Below are 17,135 nucleotides of genomic sequence, written 5' to 3'. Positions count from 1 at the left end.
GAGGATCAGGTGGAGTCGCGGATGACGAGCTGTACCGGCATGCGGTGCACTCCCGGGGTGGCACGGCCGTCGATGGCCGCGAACAGATGCTGGGCCGCCGTGCGGCCGAGCACCTCCAGGTTGGGGTCGATGGTGGTCAGCGGGGGGCGGCTCTCGGCGGCCAGCACCTCCCAGTTGTCGTAGCCGACGACGGCGATGTCCTCGGGGATGCGCCGGCCGCGCTCCCTGGCGGCCTCCACGAACCCGGCCGCGATCTGGTCGCTGCCGCAGAACACCGCGTCAACCTCGGGGTCAGCGTGCAGCACCATCGCGGCGGCGGCCGAGGACCCGCGCGTGGTGCTGATCAACTCGCTGGTGGGCAAGGGCCAGACGCCCTACGCGCTGAAGTTCGGCGAGACGTACAACGACCCGCAGGGGCCGTGGTTGCGGTTCGCCCGTGAGGCGCTGTTCGGGGACGTCGCGAAGTTGCCAGAACTCAACGAGACCCTCAACCAGTCGCTCACCCAGTGAGCAGTCCGTCTTCAACCGCCCCCGGCGCGGCCGCGCTGGCCGGGTGGGCGTACGCCGCTCCCACGGCGGTCATCGTGGCGGTGCTGTTCGTCGCGCCGCTGGTGCTCGTCGTGGTCATGTCGCTGCGCAGGTGGCCGCTGCTGGGCCCGGCCAGGCCCAACTTCCCGGCCGACTACACGAAGATCCCCGACGACCCGCTGTTCCTCGACTCGGTGCTGTTCACTCTGAGGTACACGGTGATCATCACGATCCTGCTCTCGGCCGTGGCGCTCGGGCTGGCGCTGCTGGTGCAGGACCGCCGGCCGAGGGTCGGCTTCTTCCGTACCGCGTTCTTCCTGCCCGGAGCGGTCGGGTTCTATAACCCGCTGCAGGTCAGAGTCGCCGGAGAGGTCACATCGGGAGTCAGCCCGCGCGCGGACGGCGGACTGCGGGCCTCCTGGCGAGCGGTGTCCTGCTGCCCCACCAACCTGGCGCGCACCTTCGCCGCCCTGCCCGCCTACGTCGCGACCGGCACCGACGCCGGGTTGCAGCTCCACCACCCGACCTCGGCCCGCGTCGAGCACGACGGCTTCGTGGTGGAGGTGGACACCGAGATGCCCTGGCGGGGCGCCGCGACCCTGCGGGTGGTCCAGGCGCCCGACCGGCTGCGGGTGTTGTCGTTGCGGCTGCCGATCTGGGCCGGCGGCGGCACCGCCGAATGGTGCCGCGTCTGGGCGCCGGGCGAGGAGGTCTCGGTCGACCTGCGGATGACCCCGCGCTGGGTCGAACCCGACCCCCGCATCGACGCGCTGCGCGGCTGCGTCGCGGTCGAACGCGGCCCGCTCGTCTACTGCGCCGAGTCCCCCGGCGACCAGCCGCCGCTGACCCGGATCACGGTCGACACCTCCCGCGCCTCCGAGGTCGTCGACGAGGAGATCGCGGTCTCGGCCACCCTGACCTCGGCCGAAGACCAGCCCTGGCCGTACGGCCCGCGCCCGCGAGCCGAGGCCGAGGCGATCAGTCTGCGGCTGCGCCCCTACTACCAGTGGGGCAACCACGGTCCCGCGACGATGCGGGTGTGGTTGCCCAAGGGGTGACCCGGCAGACGCCGTCGGGCGCGAGGAGCTGTGGCTCTCACCTGACGGAACTGATCTGACCGCTCCTGGCCGGGACGGTGATCGTCACCTCCCCCACGCGGGTCTCCAGGTCCTCGTGGGTCCAGTTGACCGCGACGACGGCGGGGCGGCCCTTGACCGTCACGGGCCGGGTGTAGAGGCCGGGCGTGCCCGGGGTGGCGCCGAGCAGGCCGCACACCGCCGACCGCAGCGCAGCGTCGGCCTTCCGCCCGTAAGCCAGCGAGAAGTACGTCCCGGCCAGCACGGCGGTGCCGTGGCGGGTGATCGCCGGGGAGCCGTCGGCGAAGGACGCCAGCACCTCCGCGCCGGCCGGTTCCAGGTGGTCGCGCTGCCAGCAGGTGGGCAGCGCGACACCGGCGAAGTCGATTTCCCCGTCGGCCAGGCCGGCGTCCAGGTGGCGCACGCCGAACAGGTCTTCCAGTGCGATGCGTGGCAGTCGCGCGCCGTTCGGGGCGTATTCGCCGGGTGCCGCCTCGGCCACGAGCACACCGCCCCGGGCGACGAACGCCTCAAGGGCCCGTGCCAGGCCGGCAGAAGCGACCGACGGCATCGGCCAGTAGATCGCCTCGATGTGGTCGGGGATGTCCCGGGTGTCGTGGAGGATCTCGACCGGCACGTCCGCGTCGCAGAGCAGCCGGTAGGCCCCCATCACGGCGTCCCGGTAGAGGTCCATGCCCCGGTCGGTGGCGAAGGCCTGCAGGGCGGAGCGCCGGGAGACCAGCAGGCCGGTCCGGCCGGGCTCGGGCACGACCTCGCCCAGGTCCCGCACCGCCGAGGCGAAGTCGGTGACCGCCTTCACCCGGTCGGTCGGCGAGCCGTCGGGAGCGCACAACCCGTACCCGGGGCTTTCCGGGCCGAGGAGTTCGGGCCGCCACTGCCAGAAGACGACGCCCGTCGCCCCGGAGGCGATCGAGTTCCACATCCACAGGCCCACGGTGTCGGCGGCCGGGTGTCCGGTGCTGCGGTAGCCGTCGCGCCGGCCCCGGCCGCCCTGGAGTTCGGCCTGCCAGAAGGGTTTCCCGGCGGCGGCTCCCCGGGCCGCGTCGAGGTTGAACAGGTGCTCGACCGGGTCGTCGCCCATCAGCCAGGTCGGGAAGCTGGACGTGCCGAAGAGGTCGACGGGACCCGTCAGGTCGAACTCGTCGAGCGTGTGGGTCGCGAGCTGGCCGGTGAAGCCGCTGAGCGCCACGTGGGTCATGACCGGCGTGTCCGGATCGGCCGCGCGCACGATCTCACAACGCCGGTCGAGCCATCCCGCGATATTGGCGAACCAGTGCTCCCGCCAGTCGATCATGTCGGGCACCGCCTCGAACACCCGCGGCGGGGCGACCTGGTCCCAGGACGAATACCGCCGTGACCAGGCCGTGTTCAGTTCCGTGAGCGAATAGCGGGCGCGCAGCCACGTCTCGAACCGGGCGAGCGAGGCCGGGCAGTAGCAGAAAATCCGGTCCGGGAAATACGAGGCCGGCTCCAGGTGGGGTTCGTTCCACACGTCCCAGAAGCGCAGGGCCGGATGGTTCCGGTAGCGGCTCACCAGTGCCTCCAGGAAGGCCGTGGCCGCCGTCCACACCTCCTCGTCGTCGAAGCAGAGCCCCGGCCAGCCGCCGCCCGGGGTGTTCATCGCGGCCGTCAGCCGGATCGCGCGGCCTTCGTGGTCGACGTACCGGGCGTGCGGGAGCCGTTCCTCCAGCCAGTAGGGCGCGTTCTCCAGGATGGTGTTGATCACCACGCCGAGCCCGTGCCCGGCGGCCAGGTCCATCAGCTCGTCGAGGTCGGTGAAGTCGAACTCCCCCGGGGCCGGGTTCAGCCAGCTCCAGCACGCCCAGAACTTCACCGTGTCGAGCCCGGCCGCGCGCATCCGGCCGAGGTCGCGGTCCCAGTCGGCGCGCGGGGGGTTGGGCGGCCGGTAGTACTGGGCGCCGATGATCATGGTCATCCTTTCACTGCTCCGAAGGTCAGGCCGCGTACGAGGAACCGCTGGGCCGCCAGCCCCAGCACGAAGACGGGGATCATGGCGAGCACGGCGGCGGCCGAACTGCCGCCCCAGTCGACCGAGACCGTGCCGATGAACGAGGCCACGCCGATCGGCGTCGTCTGCGTCTCGCGGCCTGACAACACGAGCGCGAACAGGAACTCGTTCCACGAGAACAGCAGGCAGAGCACCCCCGTCGCGGCCAGCCCGGGTGAGGTCAACGGCAGCGCGACCCGCAGGAACGCGCCGAACCGCCCGCTCCCGTCGACCTGCGCCGCCTCCTCCAGGTCACGCGGGAGCTCCTCGAAGAACGACCGCATCATCCAGATGACGATCGGCAGGTTGAACGTGGTGTGCGCGGCGACGAGCGCGGTGTACGTGCCCAGCAGCTGGAGCCGCTGGAAGATCACGAACATCGGCACCACGAGCGCGACGGCGGGCACCATGCGGGTGAACAGGATCAGCCAGGCCCACCACTCCCGGCCGCGCACCGGGAGCCGGGCCAGCGCGTAGGCGGCCGGCACCCCGACGACGACCGACAGCAGCGTGCTGCCGAGGGCCACGATCGTGCTGTTGACCAGGAAGGTCTGGAAGCTCAGCTCGCCGAGCACCTTCCCGTAGTTGTCGCCGGTCGGGGTGAAGGACAACGTCGGCGAGGAGGAGAAGATGTCCTGCGGCGATTTGACGGAGTTCAGCGCCACCGTGACGATCGGCACCAGCACCCAGAGCAGGAACAGCCCGACGACGGCGTAGCTCCCGACGACCCACCAGTCTCGCCGTCTCATCGCAGCACCTCCCGCCGCCGCAGCAGCCTGATGTAGAAGCTCGAAATGATCACGACCGTGACGAGGATGAAGATGCTCAGCGCCATGGCGTAACCCATGTCGAAATAGGAGAACCCGGTCCGGTACGTATAGAGCCCGATGGTCTCGGTCGAGAGCCCCGGACCGCCCTTGGTCAGCACGAACACCGTGTCGAAGATCCGATAGGTGTCCATCGTGCGGAACAGCAGCACGATCATGATCTGCGGCACGATCGCCGGGATCACGATCCGCCGGTAGACGGTGGGCCGCCCGGCGCCGTCGATCGAGGCGGCCTCGAACTGCTCCTGACCGATCGACAACATCCCGGCGTGCAGGATGAGGATGACGAAGGGCGTCCACTGCCAGACGTCCACGGCGATCAGCGCGGGCAGCGCGAGGTTCGCCTCCCCGAACCACCCGATCGAGGTGCCGGTGAGCTGGGCGACCAGCCCGAACTGCGGGTCGAGCAGGTAGCGCCAGAGCAGCGCCGTGATGACCGGGGCGATGATCATCGGCAGCAGGATCAGCGCGTTCGCGAGCTTGCGCCCCTTGGTCATCTCGAACAGCGCCGCGGCGACGACGAACCCGAGCACGAGCTCGATCCCCACCGCGAACACCACGTAGATCACCGTGTTGAGGACCGCCGTGCCCACGGTCGGATCGCCGAACAGCTTGGTGTAGTTGGCCAGCCCGGTGAACTGCTTGGGCAGGTCGATGTCGGTCAGATTCCAGCTGTACGCCGACAAACCGGCCGAATAGAGCAGCGGCACGATTATCAACGCGAGCAGCAGGAGCAGCGCCGGGGCCAGCATCCAGTGCCCCAGTCCCTTGTTTCGCATGCCTTCTCCCGTGGTGAGCGGGCCCGGCCGGCCTCCGGGCCCGCTGCTCGGTCAACCGCCCAGCGTCTCCTGGACGGCCCGGACCATCGCGTCGGCCGCCTGGTCGGGCGTGAGCTTCCCTTGGACGGCCTCCTGGACGGCGAGCTCGATCCGGTCCTGCGCCTTGGGCCACGAGGGCAGACTGGGCTGCGGGTTCGACGTGGTCAGCGCCTCGTTCATGGCGGTCAGGAACGGCAGCTTCGCCTGCACGTCGGCGTTGGTGTAGAAGTCCTTGGTCGCGCCGGCGGTGGCGGCGGCCAGCGCCACCTTCGCCTGCTGCGCGCCGCTGGTGTACCACTGGAGGAACGAGTAGGCGGCGTCCTGGTGCTTCGAACCGGCCGCGATGCACCAGTTCCAGTAGATGAGCTCGCCCGCCGGTTTCCCGTCGGTGAACTGCATCGGCGCGTAGCCCCACTTGCCGGCGGTGGCCGACTTGGCCGGGTCCTCCAGCGCCTGGAGCGAGGGGGTCGTCGAGATGATCATCGCGGCCTTGCCCTGGGCGGCGGCCGTCGCGGCCTCGTCCACGTGGAAGTTGAGCACGCCGCTGGGCGCCGCCTTGGCGGCCTTGACGTAGAAGTCGACGGCCTTGGCCGCCTTCGCGCGGTCGAGGGTGGTCTTCTGGTCGGCGCCGTACCACCAGTTGTCCTGCGCGGTGAGCAGGGAGCCCATGATGTCGGCGACCGCCCCGGCGCGTTTGCCGGGGATGGCGATGCCGGCCATCCCATCCTTGCCGTTCAGCGCCGAGGCCGCCGCCGCGACGTCGTCGAGGGTCTTCGGCGCGGGGATGCCGGCCGCCTCGAAGACGTCCTTCCGGTAGGCCACCAGCGTCGTCGACACGAAGTCGGGCACGCAGTACTGCTTGCCGTCGTATGCGCCCTGGGCCAGCACGTTGGGCAGGAACGAGGCGGCGGAGTAGCCGCTCGGGTTGCGCTTCGCGTCGGCGAGGTAGTTGTCGATCGGGGCCAGGTGCCCGGCCTTGGCGAACTCGCCGAACCAGCTCGGGTGGACGTAGAGGATGTCGTAGCCGCCCGCCCCCGACAGGGTCAGGGCCTGCTTGTCGTGCAGGTTCTCATAGGGGACGGCGTCGAGGTCGAGGGTGCCGCCGGTGGCCGCCGACCATTCGGCGGCGGCCTCCTTCTGCCCGCTGGTCCAGGGGTCGCCCGCCCACCGGGAGAGCACGAGCTTCGCGCCGGGGAACTTCCCCATGGGGCCGCCGGGCTGGGCGGGCGCGGCGTTCGGGTCGCCGGTGGTGGTGGAGCCGCCGGTGGAACCACAGGCGGTCAGAGTCAGTGCGGTGAAGAGGGCTATCGGCCACCGGGGGGATCGTCGAGACATCGGGCATCTCCTTACTCAAAGGTGTTTCACTGGCACCGCCGTGCCCCCCGAGGCGGCGGAGGCGTAGCCCGCCTCGATGACGGCCAGGCAGGCCAGGCCGTCGTCGAGCGTGGGACCGAAGGGCCGCAGTCCGTGCTGGACGCGGTTGACGTAGGAGGCGACCTCCCGCTTGTAGTGGTGCACGTGAGGCGGCCACGAGCCGTAGTCGTGCGGCTCGCTGACGTCGGGTTCGATGTGCGGCGTGGTCCAGCCCCGGTAGAGGGGGTCGTCGCCCGACCGGTAGACCTCCACCCGGGGGAACGGGTCGGTGGCGCGCATGACGAGCGTGCCCTCGGTCCCGTAGATCTCCAGGGAGTTCCGCATGCCGATGTCGGCCGACAGGCTCCAGACCGTGCCGATCTCGGCGAGACCGCCGTCGGCGTAGCGGGCCAGCGCGACCGCGATGTCCTCGCCGTCGAGGCCGGGCTTGTTCCGGTTGGCGGTCATCGCGGTGACCTCGGTGATGTCGCCGACGAGCCAGCGCAGCAGGTCGACGCCGTGGGATCCCTCGTCGATCCAGGCGCCGCCACCGCCGAGCACGGGGTCGTTCATCCACTCGGCCATGTCGGGCGGGCAGCCGATCTCGGCGATCCCCGCCAGGCCGATGAAGCTCCGGGTCAGCAGGACCTTCCCGAGCACGCCCGATTCGACGATCTTCTTCGCCCGGTCGGCCTCCTTGCTGAAGCGGCTGACGAAGGCGGCGGTGCCGTCCACCCCCGCTCTCCGGACGGCCTCGGCCATGGCTCTGGCGTCCTCCGTCTTCGTCGCGACGGGCTTCTCACAGAAGACGTGCTTGCCGGCCTCGGCCGCCGCGATCACCTGGTCGCGGTGCCGCGAGTTCTCGGAGTGCACCATGACGATGTCGACGTCTGGCCGTTTGACGAGGTCACGCCAGTCTTCGTGGAAGTCCGCGACGCCCCATCGCTCAGCCGCCGCCCGGCCGCGCGCCACGTCATCGTCGGAGATCGCGACCACCTCGACGCCGGGGATCTCGCTCAGCGCCTTGGCCCGGAACTCCGCGTGGACGTGGGCCCAACTGATCATCCCGACCCGGATCATGACGACTGCCCTTCAGATTGGTGGTGTACGTTCTCCCGGCGCCCGCTGGCCAGGGATCGGGTCGCCGCGTCGACGACCGCCAGGACGTCCCGGCCGACCCGGCCCTCGGAGACCGAGGGCTCGCCGGTCCGGATGCAGTTGGTGAAATGGGTCAGCATGTCGAGGTGCCCGTCGGCGAGCAGCCCCGGAATCGGCAGGGGGAACGACCACCCCGTCGCGCCGACGACCTGCAACGGCTGTCTGTGCAGGTTGTCGATGAGGATACGGCCCTCGGTGCCGAAAACCTCAAAACGGGAGTCCATCGCGCCCGCCAGGCTCCAGCTGTCCTCGCACTGGCCGAGAACCCCGTTGCCGAAGCGAACGGTGAGCAGGGCGGTGTCCTCGGCGGAGGTCCGGTCGCCCCACACATAGGTGTCCGCATCCGCATAGACACTGGTGATCGGGGCGTTCGCGAAGAATCGGCAAAATTCCAGGCTGTGGACGGCCATGTCGAGCATCGCCCCGCCGCCGCTGCGCACCGGATCGAAGAACCAGTCGGAGTGGGGCCTCCCGATGCCCTCGCACGCCTTGACCCGGAAGACCTCCCCGATCCGTCCGGCGTCGACGGCCTTCTTCGCCTCCTGCACGGCGGGGATGAACGGCACGTTCTCGGCGTAGAAGAGCCGGGTCCCGGCCGCTTCGACCGCCGCGAGCATCTCGTCGGCCTCGTCGAGGCTGCGCGCGAGCGGCTTTATGCAGATCGCATGCTTGCCGTGGCGGGCGGCGGTCTTCACCGCGGGCAGGTGGACGTCCGGCGGGGCCACGACGTCGACGACGTCGGCGTCCTGGACCGCCTCGTCCGGGTCGGTGTAGGCACGGGCGCCGTAGGGGGCGGCGGCCTTCTCCGCCGATTCCCTGCTGGTCGCCACCACGCCGGTGATCTTCACTCCGGGAATCCGGGCCAGGGCCGGCAGGTGCATCTGGGTGGCCCAGAAACCGGCGCCGACCACCACGACTCCGATGGTCATGGGAAGGTCACCACCCTGGCCTCGTCCAGGGACCGCTGGGCGGCCAGGCACAGGGCGAGCGCGTCGCGGGCCTCGACGACGCCGCCGCCGATCACCTCCGTCGCCGTCCCGGCGATCCGGTCGACGAAGTGCTGCTGCTCGCCCCGGTAGCCGTAGTCCCACACCAGGTCGGGGAAACCGAAGCCCTTGTCCCGGCTGAAGGTGCGGGTGATCTGGGAGCTGACCAGGTCGACCGCGGCGCTGCCGGCCGAACCGTAGGTCTCGATGGTGAAGTTGCCGTGTCCGGCGGTCCAGGTGACGTACATGGAGGTGACCACGCCGGTCGAGTGGCGCACCTGGACGGTGGCGTTGTCGGGGCTGCCGAAGCGCTTGGCCCCGTCGAGCACGTAGGCGCCGCCGTCGGTGTAGACCTTCTCGGCCGGGCCGAACAACCAGAGGATCAGGTCGGCGAAGTGGACGAGGGTGTCGAGGATGACCCCGCCGCCCTGGGCCGGGTCGTAGAACCAGTCGCCGGTGGGCTCCCAGCCGAACACGGCCGCGCGGGTGGCGATCAGGGTGCCCAGCTCGCCGTCGGTGATCCGCTGCCTGAGCTGCGGCATCGGCGGGGTGAAGCGGAGCATGAAGCCGTACTGGAGGATCCGGTCGACCGTGGCGGCCTCGGCGACCACCCGGTCGGCCTCCTCCAGCGTCAGGGCGATGGGCTTCTGGCAGAAGACGTGCTTGCCCGCCTTGAGGGCGGCGACGGTCTGGTCGGGGTGCAGCGCGTTCGGCGAGGCGATCAGCACGGCGTCGATGTCGGGGTTGTCCAGGATCGCCTCCATGCTCGGGGCGACCTCGATGTCGAAGTCCTTCGCGAGGCTCCGCGCGGCGGCCTCGACGGGATCGGTGCACGCCACCAGCCGGCCGCCCGAGACACCCCGGTAGGCGTTGGCGTGGACCCGGGCGATCCGCCCCGCACCGATGAGGGCGACGTTGACGGTCACTTGGTGTCCTCCCCGAGGGGCAGGGAGACGCGGCGGCCGGTCTCGTGGGACTCGTAGGCGCCGATGATCATCTCCAGGGCCTTCAGCCCGTCCTCGGCCGTGGGCACCCCGTCGAGGTCGCGGAGCTCGGCGCCGTTCACCCAGTCGCGGAAGGCGACCAGCAGGTCGCGGTAGCAGGCCTCGTAGCGCTCCTCGCCGACCAGGTCGAAGTAGTGCCGGCCCTTCCACGGGTCGTCGACGCCCTGGACCTCCACCTGCGGGCTCTTCTGGTAGTGCAGTTCGATCTCGCCCCGGGTGCCGCTCAGCGACGCGTGGTCGGGGCTCGACAGGGGGCCGAAGTAGTCGGGGGCGTGCCAGGTGCTCTCCACCGTCACGATCGCGCCGCCGTCCATCGTGTACGTCGCGATCCCGTAGTCCTCGACGCCCAGGTCCTTGTAGGTCAGCGAGCCGATGTGGGCGGTGACCGAGACGGCGTCCTGGCCGAAGAACCAGCGGAAGAAGTCGGTGAAGTGCACGCCGTGGTCGAGGAACCCGCCGCCACCGCCGCGCACCGGGTCGGCGTACCAGCCCTGGGTGTCGGTGTTCGGGCTGTCGGTGATCGCTCCGACCGGGAACCGGATCGAGTAGAACCCCGACACCAGGTCGCCGACCGCCCCCTGCCGGACCTGGTCGAGCACCTTCCGGTAGGCCGGCAGATAACGCAGCAGGTAGGCCATCATCACCTTGACCTGGCCGCTCGCCGCGACGATCCGCCGCGCGTCGGCCATGGTGGTCGCGATGGGCTTGTCGAGCAGCACGTGCTTGCCCGCCGCCGCCGCGAGCTCCACGTGGTCGGCGTGCGCCGACGTGTAGGAGGTGACGATCACCGCGTCCACGTCGTCACGGCGGATGAGCTGCTCGTAGTCGGTCGTCCAGTCGCCGTCGCAGTACTGGGCCGCGAACTCCTTGGCCAGGTCGGCCCGCTCGTCCGCGACCCCGACCAGGCGGAGGCCGTCGACGCCGCGCCGTAGATAGTCGGCGAAGGGATACGCGTGGTAGTGGTTGTGCAGTCCGACGATGCCGATCCCCAGATCAGTCAAGGCAGGATCCTTCCTCGGTTACGCAACCGGTTTACGCAACCGGTTGCGTTGTATAGTGAACCTTGCCGAGGTGGAGCACAAGAGGTTACGTCCACGTTTCTTACAAGGGGATGATCAACGTCAAAAAGGAAGGAAAGCTGACAATCAGGGACATAGCGGCCCTGGCGGGCGTCTCCGCCGGAACCGTCTCCCGCACGATGAACGGCCAGGCCGGGGTCGGCCAGGAGACCCGGCAGCGCATCCAGCAGATCATCGAAGAGCACCGGTTCCAGGTCGACCCGACCGCCCGCATGCTCTCGACCGGGCGCAGCCAGACCCTCGCCGTCGTCTTCCCGCTGCACGCCTCCGAGGTCGTCATGCACCCGATCTATCCGGCCCTGATCGGAGCCCTGGGCGACGCCGCCGAACGCGCCGGCTACGACATCCTGCTGCTGACCCAGTCGGCCGAGAAGGCCGCCCACGTGGTCGACACGGTCACCCGGCGACGGGTCGACGGGGTGGTCCTCCCGGCGGCCGGCCCCCGAGACCCCCTGATCAAGCAGCTCACCGGCATCGGCGCCCCGACCGTGCTGATCGGCCACCGCACCAACCGCGAGGGCGTCGGCTGGGTCGACTCCGACCACGACTCGGCCGCCCACGACCTGACCCGGCTGATGCTCGACACCGGCCGCCGTGAACTCGTGCTGCTCAACGGCCCGGCCCACGTGTCGGCGTGCAAACTCCGTTCGGCGGGCTTCTGGAAGTGCGTCCAGGCGGCGGGCGACGCCGTGACCTCGGCCCGCGAGATCCGCGTGCCGTTCGACACCGACGCCGCCACCGCCGAAGCGCTCAAGATCCTGGGCGACCCGTCGAGACCGACGGGCGTGGTCTGCGGCTCCGACACGATCGCCGCCGGGGTGATGGACGCCGCCCACAGCCTGGGCCTGCGCGTGCCCGACGACGTGGCGGTCACCGGCTTCGACGACCGCTCCTTCGCCGCCCGCACGACCCCGACCCTGACGACGGTCAGAATGCCCCTGGACGACATCGGCCGCACGGCGGCCCAGATGCTGTTCGCCATGATCAGCGGCGGCCCGGCCCCACGCAAGGTCATCCTGCCGACGGAGATCATCCTCCGCGGCTCGACCCCGGCGAGGGAGGACTGATCACCAGGCGGCGGTCTCCATGGTCGTGGCGTCCCACGGCAGGTCATGCCACTCGCCGCCGGTCAGCGGACCGGTGACGAGCCGGGTTCCGCGACCGGGCCACATGCGGTCTTCGGCGACGACGACCAGCAGCCGGCCGGCCCTGACGGAGATCTGGGCGATCTCTCCCGGTGTGCGCACGCGGCGCAGGAGTCTGCCGTCGTGTGAGTAGTGCTCGATGATCCCGCCCCGCTTGGGCACCAGGATCAGGTCACCGGTGACCACGGGAGCGGCGGTGATGGTCCTGAACGTCTTCACGGGTCTTTCGGAGTCGTGGAAGCGGAGCGTCTCCGGGAACACGCAGTCACTCGTGTCGTCGCAGACGGGAATGGTCGAGAGGAGCAGTCGTCTCCCGTCGGGGGTCCAGGTCAGCCGCATCACCGGGTCGGACTTCGTGGTCGTCTGGCGCCCGGTCCGCAGGTCGCGGATGACCAGGGTGGGGTGCTCGGGGGCGCCGGTCATGTAGGCGGCCCTGGTTCCGTCGCGGGTGACCGCCAGACCGTGTCCGGCCAGGATGTCGGCCGGCTCGGGTTCGTAGCGGGGTGGCCGTAATCGGAAGTAGGAGTCCGGTCCATACTCCACCGCCTCGGTCACCACGTGGAAGCCCTCATCGGCGGCGGCGACGCGCAGCACCCTGCCGACCCCCGGCAACCTGATGACACCGGTGACGGCCGCGCCGCCGGTGTCGTAGACCCGGACCGTGTGGTCCCGGTTCTTCACCAGGTAGACGGCCTTCCATTCGAGCGAGCTCCCCGCGGTCGCCATCAGGGCCAGCGCCACCAGCAGACGCCTCATTCAGCCGCACGTCCGTTCCGCGTCGGCCGCCGAGCCCAGCTTCTGCCACCCGACGGCGGCACTCTCCGCGAGCGCCGGCGCACATTCCATCGGGTGGTGAATACGCTCGGCGTCAGCGGACGCGTCGGAGGCAGGAGCGGTTCTGGGCGTCGCCGCCGGGATCAGGGGCGCCGCCCACAGCCTGGGCCTGCGCGTCCCCGACGACGTGGCGGCACCGGCTTCGACGACCGCTCCTTCGCCGCACGGCGGCTCAGATGCTGTTCGCCATGATCACCTGCCGACGGAGATCATCCTCCGCGGCTCGACCCCGGCTGATCACCAGGCGGCGGTCTCCATGGTCGTGGCGTCCCACGGCAGGTCATGCCACTCGCCGCCGGTCATTCGGGGTCTTCGGTGATCTCGATGATGTGAAGCGGATGCTCCAGTGCCTTGGACGGGCCCTGCCACTTTTCGGCGTCGACGGTCAAGATCGGGCAGACGCTCGCGTCGGCGATGGCCGCGACGTGTCCGTCCCACGGGTCCAGGCCCGTGACGGAGGTGACGCGGGCCAGGCGGAAACCCTGTTCCACGCCCTTGAGCGGTGCGACCGTGACCATGTCCAGACTCACCACGCCGGTCAGCAGATCTTCGGCGTCGGTGTCGTGGTGCGCTGACGCCGCGACTCCGGCCAACGCCAGAGATGGGACGACGAGTGGCTGCCCGATGCCGTCACAACGCTGAATGAACGTGATCAACTGGGTGTCGCCTCGGGCGACCTCGTCCATAACGCTGACATCCAGCACCCACGGAGTCGGGACGTGGGTCACGCGGCACCGGGGCCAGGGAGTCCCTGCTCACGAAGCTGGCGGTGCACCGAGGCCATCATCCGGTCGACCTTCTCCCGGACGGTCGGGTCGGCGGCGGCCTCGTCGAGCTTGTCCTGCCACGCCTTGGCCCCCCGCAGCTCCCGGGCGTGCAGGGCGGCCAGAGCCGTCGAGACGACCGCGCTGACCGACGCGGCGCGTCCGGTCTCGACCATGCGCTCGGCGAAGTCGTTGAGCGCGTGATCCACCGTGACGGTGATCCGCTTCTTCGTTTCGCTCATACGAAAATCATACTTTGGCGATGGATGGTCACCCCCGATTTCCGGGGAGACGCCGTTTCGCCGATTCAGACTGGGCCGCCCGGAGAACCGGGCGGCCCAGGTCGCCGGGGGTCAGCCGCAGACGCGGCCGTTGAGCTTGAAGCCGGTCGGGTAGACGTTCGGGCCGGAGTAGTTCCCCACGTACCCGATGTTGATCGTGCTGCCCGTCGCCATGGTCTTGTTGAAGTCGGCGTTGGTCACCGTCACGGTCTGGCCCGACTGGGTCCACGTCCCGTTCCAGCCGCTTCCGAGGCTCTGCCAGTGGCGGGGCCAGGTGAACGTCAGGGTCCAGCCGTCGATCGGGTCGCCGAGGTTGGTGACGTCGAGCGAGCCGACGTAGCCGTTGCCCCAGTTCGACGCGTCGGTGAAGGTCACCTTGCAGCCGCCCGGAGCGGGGTTGCCGGTGGTGAAGACCAGCGGGACCGACGGGCGGGAGGTGCCGCCGCCGGCGTCGCGGGTGATCACGTTGAGGACGTAGCGGGTGTTCGGGGTCAGGTTGGTCAGGTTTAGGGTGGTGCCGGTGGTCTCGCCGAGCTGGCCGCCGGCCTGGTTGTGGAGCTCGTACTTGCTGATCGGCCGGGATCCGGCCGTGGCGGCGGGCCAGGTGACGGTGGCGGTGGTGCCGGTGACGGCGGAGACGACCGGCTGGCCGGGGCGTCCCGGCAGGCCGGACGGGTTCGACGACGCCTTGACCACGAAGGTCGTCATCGACAGCGGGGCCAGGGTCGTGGAGGGCGTGGGGGACAACGCGGTCGCGCCGTTGGTGTGCAGCCAGCCCGTGGGGGCGGCGGCCGACGGGGTGAAGCCCTGGTAGCCGAGGCTGACCGTGTGGGCGGTGTCGTGGGAGGTGTTGAGCAGCATGACCGCCAGATCGCCGTTGGTGCGGCGGGCGGCGTGCGCGACGACGGCGGGGTCGCCGCTCGTCGCCTTCACGAACTGGTCGCCGGGGCGGACGAATCTGCTCATCATCTGGAGGGCGAAGTAGGGGGCGAAGGGGGTGTTGAACGCCGGTTCGCAGACGGTGCCGTCGCTGGTGCAGCCGGCGCTCGACAGCAGGCCGAAGTCGCCGTAGTCGGTGTGGCCGGCGACCTGGCTGATCGCGCCGATGCCGTTGTGGACGTTCCACCAGTCGACCGAGAACACCCCGGCCGCCAGCAGCTGGGCGTAGGAGTCGGCGGCGGCGACCGCGCCGGGCTGGGTGGTCGCGCCGTTGGCGCTGCTGCCGGTGTTGAACTCGGTCATGGCGATGCCGATGTCGGAGCGGCCGGTGTATCTGGCGACCTGCTCCTTGGCGAGCTGGACCATGTCGGCGATGCGGTCGGTGCGGTTGGTCGCGCCCGGGTACCAGTGCAGGATGACGAAGTCGATCTTCGCGGCGGCGTTGGTGAGGACGACCTGGTTCCACGGCCCGGCGTCGCCGGAGGCCGTGATGGCGTCGGGCCACTCGCCCGGCGTGGTCAGCACGGCGCCGATCTTGATGGTCGGGTCGACGGCCTTCATGGCGTCGGCGTAGGCGACCACCTGGCGGGCGTACTCGGCCGGGCTCTTGTCCGCACGGTTGTCGGCCTCCCAGGGGGTGCCGTAGCGGCCGTTGCCGTAGTTCTCGTTGCCGATCTCCCAGTACTTGACGCCGTAGCCCTTGGTGACGTTGGCGTACTCGACCCAGCCCGCGGCCTCCTCGGCGGTGCCGGTGCCGTAGTTCGCGGTGATCATCGGCACCGCGCCGGTCCGCCGGGCGCCCGCCATGAACGTGTCGAAGTCGGTGTTGGGCGCGACGTAGCCGCCGGGGGCGGTGTGCGTCTCCCAGTGGTAGATGTCCGAGTAGGACCCGCCGGGGTAGCGCACGAGCTGCACCCCGGCGTCCTTGAGCAGGTCGGCGGTCTCGTTGGAACCCAGGGTGGTGTCCCAGATGGCGTGGTTGGCGCCGATTCCGGTTTCGGGTACGACGGCGAGCCCGGCCCTGGCGTTCACGGTCACCGGGACGGGCGCGGGCGGGTCGGCGTGGGCGGCGGTCGGAGTGAGGAGCGGCGCCAGCACCAGCAGGGACGCGGCGCGCAGGAGGATTTTCGGCATCACAAACACCTGGCTCGGGAGCGGTGAACGGAAAGCCTCCTCCTGACCAGAAGGCACGATGATCGTGCGTCGGACGTCCCGCTCCCGTCAAGCCCCGAAACTTTCTGTTACACATTGACAATTTTCGGGACACGTTCTCAGAATGCGTCGGTAACCGCACGCCACCCGGAGGTTTCGCGATGCGTCTGAGAACCATCCTGATCACCGCGGCAGTCGCCCTGGCCGGAGCGCTCGTCTCCGTCCCGGCGAAGGCCGCCGACTGCAGCGCCGGCTACGTCGGCCTGACCTACGACGACGGCCCAGGAGGCAACACCAACACCCTGCTGAACGCGCTGCGCAACGCCGGCCTCCGGGCCACCATGTTCAACACCGGCCAGAACGCCGCCGCCAACCCCGCGTTGGTCCGCGCCCAGGTCAACGCCGGGATGTGGGTCGCGAACCACAGCTACACTCATCCGCACCTGACCCAGATGAGCAGCTCGCAGATCCAGTCGGAACTCTCCCGCACCCAGACCGCCATCCAGTCGGCCACCGGCACCGCCCCGCGCCTGTTCCGCCCGCCCTACGGCGAGACCAATGCGACCGTGCGCTCGATCGCGCAGCAGCTCGGCCTGACCGAGGTGCTATGGGACGTCGATTCCCAGGACTGGAACGGCGCCAGCACCTCGGCCATCGTCCAGGCGGCCGGCCGCCTGCAGAACGGCCAGGTCATCCTCATGCACGACGGCTACGCCACCACCGTGAACGCCATCCCGCAGATCGCCCAGAACCTGGCCAGCCGCAACCTCTGCGCCGGCATGATCTCCACCTCCACCGGCCGCGCGGTGGCCCCGACCGGCGGAAACCCCAGCCCGAACCCCACGCCGACCGTCACCCCGACCGGCGGCGGGGGCTCGTGCACGGCCAGCCTCTCGGCGGGCCAGTCGTGGAGTGACCGCTACAACCTGAACGTCTCGGTCACCGGCTCGAACAACTGGACGGTGACGATGAACGTACCGTCGCCTTCGAAGATCAGCTCGACGTGGAACATCTCCGCGAGCTACCCCAACGCCCAGACGCTGACCGCACGCCCGAACGGCAGCGGCAACAACTGGGGCGTGACGATCATGCGCAACGGCAACAGCACCTGGCCGACCGTCTCCTGCCGGGTGGGCTGAAAGTTTCGGGCTCTCGGCGCCGC

General features: G+C 70.0%; 17 protein-coding genes. 4 read left to right on the top strand and 13 right to left on the bottom strand.

What is annotated here, in order from left to right:
* Window positions 1-5: 5 nt before the first annotated feature.
* The gene (locus tag GT755_RS18355; protein WP_235966846.1) at window positions 6-347 is read right to left on the bottom strand and encodes a substrate-binding domain-containing protein; all 342 of its coding nucleotides are present in this window, start codon (window positions 345-347) and stop codon (window positions 6-8) included.
* Between GT755_RS18355 and GT755_RS18350 the strand changes: the two genes are divergently transcribed.
* Both GT755_RS18350 and GT755_RS18345 read left to right on the top strand, forming a co-directional pair.
* On the top strand, window positions 334-510 hold the full coding sequence (locus GT755_RS18350) for a hypothetical protein (RefSeq protein ID WP_235966844.1): 177 nt from the start codon (window positions 334-336) through the stop codon (window positions 508-510). The genes GT755_RS18355 and GT755_RS18350 overlap by 14 nt on opposite strands.
* Window positions 507-1,586, top strand: a complete 1,080-nt coding sequence (locus GT755_RS18345) for a beta-L-arabinofuranosidase domain-containing protein (protein ID WP_161480914.1) — start codon at window positions 507-509, stop codon at window positions 1,584-1,586. The genes GT755_RS18350 and GT755_RS18345 overlap by 4 nt, the downstream gene beginning before the upstream one ends.
* 37 nt (window positions 1,587-1,623) lie before the next feature.
* On the opposite strand, the gene GT755_RS18340 is transcribed toward GT755_RS18345, so the two are convergent.
* From GT755_RS18340 to GT755_RS18305, 8 genes are read right to left on the bottom strand one after another with little or no spacing between them, the layout of a single operon-like run.
* On the bottom strand, window positions 1,624-3,561 hold the full coding sequence (locus GT755_RS18340) for a beta-galactosidase (RefSeq protein ID WP_161480913.1): 1,938 nt from the start codon (window positions 3,559-3,561) through the stop codon (window positions 1,624-1,626).
* Complete coding sequence (locus GT755_RS18335; RefSeq protein WP_161480912.1) at window positions 3,558-4,382, bottom strand: carbohydrate ABC transporter permease; 825 nt, start codon at window positions 4,380-4,382, stop codon at window positions 3,558-3,560. Before GT755_RS18335 ends, GT755_RS18340 begins: the two co-directional genes overlap by 4 nt.
* Window positions 4,379-5,239 carry a carbohydrate ABC transporter permease gene (locus GT755_RS18330; RefSeq protein WP_161480911.1) on the bottom strand — a complete coding sequence of 287 codons (861 nt, stop codon included), beginning with the start codon at window positions 5,237-5,239 and terminating at the stop codon, window positions 4,379-4,381. Before GT755_RS18330 ends, GT755_RS18335 begins: the two co-directional genes overlap by 4 nt.
* A 51-nt stretch (window positions 5,240-5,290) precedes the next feature.
* Window positions 5,291-6,613, bottom strand: a complete 1,323-nt coding sequence (locus GT755_RS18325; RefSeq protein WP_161480910.1) for an extracellular solute-binding protein — start codon at window positions 6,611-6,613, stop codon at window positions 5,291-5,293.
* A gap of 15 nt (window positions 6,614-6,628) precedes the next feature.
* Window positions 6,629-7,711: a Gfo/Idh/MocA family protein gene (locus GT755_RS18320; protein ID WP_161480909.1), complete on the bottom strand. Its 1,083-nt coding sequence runs from the start codon at window positions 7,709-7,711 to the stop codon at window positions 6,629-6,631.
* Window positions 7,708-8,718: a Gfo/Idh/MocA family protein gene (locus GT755_RS18315; RefSeq protein ID WP_161480908.1), complete on the bottom strand. Its 1,011-nt coding sequence runs from the start codon at window positions 8,716-8,718 to the stop codon at window positions 7,708-7,710. The genes GT755_RS18320 and GT755_RS18315 overlap by 4 nt, the downstream gene beginning before the upstream one ends.
* Window positions 8,715-9,701 (bottom strand): Gfo/Idh/MocA family protein, encoded by a 987-nt coding sequence (locus GT755_RS41180; RefSeq protein ID WP_161480907.1) that lies wholly within the window; start codon window positions 9,699-9,701, stop codon window positions 8,715-8,717. The genes GT755_RS18315 and GT755_RS41180 overlap by 4 nt, the downstream gene beginning before the upstream one ends.
* Window positions 9,698-10,780, bottom strand: coding sequence for a Gfo/Idh/MocA family protein (locus GT755_RS18305; RefSeq protein WP_161480906.1), 1,083 nt, complete (start codon window positions 10,778-10,780; stop codon window positions 9,698-9,700). The genes GT755_RS41180 and GT755_RS18305 overlap by 4 nt, the downstream gene beginning before the upstream one ends.
* A 110-nt stretch (window positions 10,781-10,890) precedes the next feature.
* Between GT755_RS18305 and GT755_RS18300 the strand changes: the two genes are divergently transcribed.
* Entirely contained in the window at window positions 10,891-11,925 is a 1,035-nt protein-coding gene (locus GT755_RS18300) for a LacI family DNA-binding transcriptional regulator (protein WP_161480905.1), read from the top strand.
* On the opposite strand, the gene GT755_RS18295 is transcribed toward GT755_RS18300, so the two are convergent.
* From GT755_RS18295 to GT755_RS18280, 4 genes are all read right to left on the bottom strand, one after another.
* Window positions 11,926-12,759 (bottom strand): WD40 repeat domain-containing protein, encoded by an 834-nt coding sequence (locus tag GT755_RS18295; protein WP_161480904.1) that lies wholly within the window; start codon window positions 12,757-12,759, stop codon window positions 11,926-11,928.
* 377 nt (window positions 12,760-13,136) lie between these two features.
* Entirely contained in the window at window positions 13,137-13,523 is a 387-nt protein-coding gene (locus GT755_RS18290) for a hypothetical protein (RefSeq protein WP_161480903.1), read from the bottom strand.
* A gap of 38 nt (window positions 13,524-13,561) precedes the next feature.
* Entirely contained in the window at window positions 13,562-13,843 is a 282-nt protein-coding gene (locus GT755_RS18285; RefSeq protein ID WP_161480902.1) for a ribbon-helix-helix domain-containing protein, read from the bottom strand.
* Between the two features lie 111 nt (window positions 13,844-13,954).
* Window positions 13,955-15,955: a cellulose binding domain-containing protein gene (locus GT755_RS18280; RefSeq protein ID WP_161480901.1), complete on the bottom strand. Its 2,001-nt coding sequence runs from the start codon at window positions 15,953-15,955 to the stop codon at window positions 13,955-13,957.
* Between the two features lie 179 nt (window positions 15,956-16,134).
* Between GT755_RS18280 and GT755_RS18275 the strand changes: the two genes are divergently transcribed.
* Window positions 16,135-17,112 (top strand): polysaccharide deacetylase family protein, encoded by a 978-nt coding sequence (locus GT755_RS18275; protein WP_161480900.1) that lies wholly within the window; start codon window positions 16,135-16,137, stop codon window positions 17,110-17,112.
* The last annotated feature ends 23 nt before the right edge of the window (window positions 17,113-17,135 follow it).

Origin of the sequence: Herbidospora solisilvae (assembly GCF_009901565.1) — a bacterium.
Taxonomy (GTDB): domain Bacteria; phylum Actinomycetota; class Actinomycetes; order Streptosporangiales; family Streptosporangiaceae; genus Herbidospora; species Herbidospora solisilvae.
The sequence above is the reverse complement of the archived record's forward strand: the minus strand, read 5'-3'. Positions and strand labels throughout refer to the sequence as shown.